A 3480-nucleotide genomic window follows, 5' to 3' on the forward strand; every position below is an offset into this window, starting at 1 on the left:
CATCTCCTGCGGGTCGACGGCGAGCGCGTACTCCACGGCCTCGTCGGCCTCGTCCTCGGTGGGCTCGTCCGACGGCTCTGCCGTCTCGGTCGGCTCGGCGGTCTCCGTGGGCTCAGCGGTCTCGCTGGGCTCCTCGGAGGGCGTCTCCGACGGCGTCGGCTCCTCGGTGGGCTCCTCCTCCGTGTAGGACTCGACGACCTCGAAGGAAGCGTTCACGGTGTTCTCGTTGCCGTCCGCCGAGGTGTAGGAGACGGTGAAGTCGACGACAGAGCCGACCTCAGGTCCGGCGCCCGTCGCGTAGATGGTCCACGCGGCAGTGCCGTCATCGGCCACCGGCTGGTCGGACTCGCCGGTGAGGCTGTCGCTGGGAACGGAGCCGGGCTCGGCGCCGGTGACGATGACGGACACGCCGACCTGAGAGTTCTGGAGATCCTCCGGGGTGACCTCGGGGGAGACCCGGACGTTCGGGTCGGCCGTCGGCTCGGGAGCCGGCTGTTCGGCGGCCTGGGCGCCGACCGTCGTCTCCGCAGCGGCGGAGTAGCCGCCGGGGGCGGCGTTCGCCGTGGCGGCGGGGCCCACTGCGAGGCCGGCGATGGCGACGGCGACTGCCGGGGCGAGGAGGGTACTCTTCTTCACGGAGTGAGACCTTTCGACTTCTCGTCTTCGTGTGGTCATCAGCGGGAAGCGCTCCGCGGGGAGCCGGTGATCACAGGGAGACGGACGGTTCTGCGAGTGCGTACGGCCCCACGTTATGCGGAGGGTTCGGCGGGCGAAACTTCTGATCACTTCTGGTCAGTGCAATTCGGGCCGGAAGGCCGGGCATTTCGGGTCAGAAGGCCGAGCAGCGGCGGTCTCCCGCCGCCGGTCCGGCAGGAGCCGCCCCCGGAACACCGTCAGGTGTCCCGGGGCGGCAACCCGTGAGGAACGCTCGCGGCCTCCGGGCGGAGCGTCAGTCCGTGACCGTGAAGGCGGAGTTCGCGGTGCCGGCTCCGGTGGAGCCCAGTGGCGTGGCCGTGACCGCGTAGCCGTAGGTGCCCGGGGAGAGCTCCGCCGCCCAGAGGGGCTGCACCCAGGTCAGCTGTGCGGTGCCCAGATCGTCCGCGTAGGCGATCGCAGGTGCGCCGCTGCCGGGCAGGCCGGAGACGGAGACGAGAGTGCCCGGCGTGAGGCCGTAGAGCGAGAAGCTGATGCCCTCGTCCCGCAGCTCGTCCGCGGAGACGGCGGCCCGGCTGGTGGCGAGCCCGAACTCCGCGTCCGCCGACGGTGCGAGCACGCTGGGCACCTGCGGAATCGCGACCTCGGCGTCGTCGCCCGTGCCGGCTCCCGGCGCGTTCCCGTCTGGGCTCTCCGGTGATTCCTGGTCCTCTGCATCGGGTTCGAGGCCGCCGTCCGCGACCTCCTCCGCAGCGCCTTCCTCGGCGGAGTTCCCTTCCGCACCGTCCTCGCCCTCATCCGCACGCGAGCCCAGGCCAGGCGCATCAGGGTCTGCCGGTGCATCGGGGCCCGCCGTGGCCTCGGGGTCTGCGGGGTCCCCCGTGGGCACGCCGTCGTCCTCGGGCTCCGCGCTCTCCTCCGCCTCCGGGCCCTCGGGGGATTCCGTGCCCTCCGGCGCCTCGGGAGGCTCGGTCGTGTCCTGCTCGTCCGTGACGGTGAAGGTCTGCGTGAGGAGCGCGCGGCCCTCCGCAGCGACGGTGACCGCGTACTCGCCGGGGTCCACCGGACCGGCGGAGAGCGTCACACCGCTCACGATGCCCAGGACGGAGGCCGAGGCCGTGCCCGTGAGGACTGCGGTGCCGTCCTCCGCCGTGACGGTGTAGGTCACCTGCTCCGGCTCTCCCTCCTCCGCGGTGTAGGTGCGCAGACCGTAGACGGACAGCGAGACGCCCTTCGACGGGTCCGCGAAATCCTCTGCGCCGATGGTGCCGTCCGTCAGCGCTTCACCGCTCAGCTCCGCGCAGAACGCGGATTCCGAGAGGTCGATGCTGGTGGGGCAGGCCGCCGGAGCGCCGGAGCCGGGAGCGGCGAACGCGGGGGCGGCCGCGAGCCCGGTCAGTGCGATCGCTGCGAGCGGAGCCATCAGGTGCGTGGACTTCATGAGGGCCTCTCGTCCGGCCGGGGGCGGATTCCGCCCTTTCGACAACTGTACGAGTACAGCTTAGACGGCTCCGTCGGTCCGGTGGCACCGGGGACGACCTCTGCGCGGGCCCGCCTCGGGAGGAGACGCGGATGTGCGCCGCGAGGGCCGCGACGTGTGCCTCGCCGGTGTTGACACCTGACGGCTACGGAGAAAAACTCGAACGACCGAGCGACGGCGCTCGGCGACCGACGTCCCGCGCAGAGCTGCCGGGAGAGCCGACAGAGCCGTCGGACGACCGACAGTGCAGTCGGGCAACCGACAGTGTTGTCGGACAACCGACGGCGCAGTCGGGCAACCGGAAAGGACACGCACATGGCAGATGCCCCTGATCTCACCGAACTCCTCGCCGACGCCCCCACCAACTGGGGCCGCTGGGGCCCCGACGACGAGGTGGGAGCCCTCAACTTCCTCACGAGCCAGGAGGTGCTGCGGGGTGCCCGGAGCATCCGCGACGGAGAGGTCCACACGCTCCAGCGGCTGATCGGCGATCCGAACGGGGATCCCGTCTGGCCCTCGCGGGAACCCGCCGTCCGCGAGGTGGTCTTCGACGAGTCCACCTGGGATTCGGACGACGCCCCGCAGTTCCCCGGCGGTCTCCACTACGCGGACGACAAGCTCGTCGCCTTCCTGCAGGGCTCCACGCAGTACGACGCGCTGGGCCACGTCTGGTACGGCGGTCAGATCTACAACGGCTACGACGCGCGCACCACCGTGGGCAAGCTCGAGAAGGCGAGCGTGGAGCCGATCGGGCAGCGGGGCGTGGTGGGGCGCGGGATCCTCCTCGACCTCGCCCGCCACTGGGGCGTCGAGGCGGTGGAGGCCGGCCGCACCTTCGACCACACGGATCTGGAGGAGTGCGCGGAGGCGCAGGGCCTGACCATCGAGCCGCACGACATCCTCGTCCTCCGCACCAATCACCTCAAGCTCTTCTTCGAGCAGGGGGACGCCTTCTACGACGACTTCTGCGAGCCGGGGCTCCAGTACTCCCCGGAGCTGGTGCAGTGGTTCAAGGACAAGGAGATCCCCAACCTCGTCACGGACACGATCGCCAACGAGGTCACCTCGGATCCGGACACCGGTGTGGCACTGACCCTCCACAATGCGCTGATGCGCAACCTGGGCGTCGTGTTCACGGAGATCTGCGACCTGGAGAGCCTTGCGGAGGCGGCCGCCGCGGACGGGCGCTACGACTTCTTCTACGTCGCGGCCCCGCTGAAGATCCACGGCGCCAGCGGTTCGCCGGTGAATCCGGTCGCCATCCGCTGACCGGCACCTCGGCCCCGGTTCTCCGGTTCCAGCCGGGGCCCGCCGGCGGGCCCCGGCTCCCCCCGCGTGGGCGCGGC

At 71.3% G+C, this 3480-nt stretch carries 2 protein-coding genes and 1 pseudogene; 1 reads left to right on the top strand and 2 read right to left on the bottom strand.

The window, feature by feature from the left end:
- Together Q0A33_RS06495 and Q0A33_RS06500 are read right to left on the bottom strand one after the other, a co-directional pair.
- Nucleotides 1–636: pseudogene (locus Q0A33_RS06495) on the bottom strand (hypothetical protein); the annotation flags it as partial.
- 313 nt (nt 637–949) lie between these two features.
- Nucleotides 950–2095: a hypothetical protein gene (locus Q0A33_RS06500; protein WP_291794620.1), complete on the bottom strand. Its 1146-nt coding sequence runs from the start codon at nt 2093–2095 to the stop codon at nt 950–952.
- A 354-nt stretch (nt 2096–2449) separates the two neighbouring features.
- On the opposite strand from Q0A33_RS06500, the gene Q0A33_RS06505 reads away from it, so the two are divergent.
- Nucleotides 2450–3403: a cyclase family protein gene (locus Q0A33_RS06505; RefSeq protein ID WP_291794622.1), complete on the top strand. Its 954-nt coding sequence runs from the start codon at nt 2450–2452 to the stop codon at nt 3401–3403.
- Nucleotides 3404–3480: the final 77 nt, after the last annotated feature.

This window comes from Brevibacterium sp. (genome assembly GCF_022712115.1).
GTDB lineage: Bacteria > Actinomycetota > Actinomycetes > Actinomycetales > Brevibacteriaceae > Brevibacterium > Brevibacterium salitolerans.

What these genes read in the sequence shown, in the direction of transcription:
- Q0A33_RS06500 (WP_291794620.1), bottom strand. Translation starts at nt 2,095, where the DNA reads ATGAAGTCCACGCACCTGATGGCTCCGCTCGCAGCGATCGCACTGACC.
- Q0A33_RS06505 (WP_291794622.1), top strand. Translation starts at nt 2,450, where the DNA reads ATGGCAGATGCCCCTGATCTCACCGAACTCCTCGCCGACGCCCCCACC.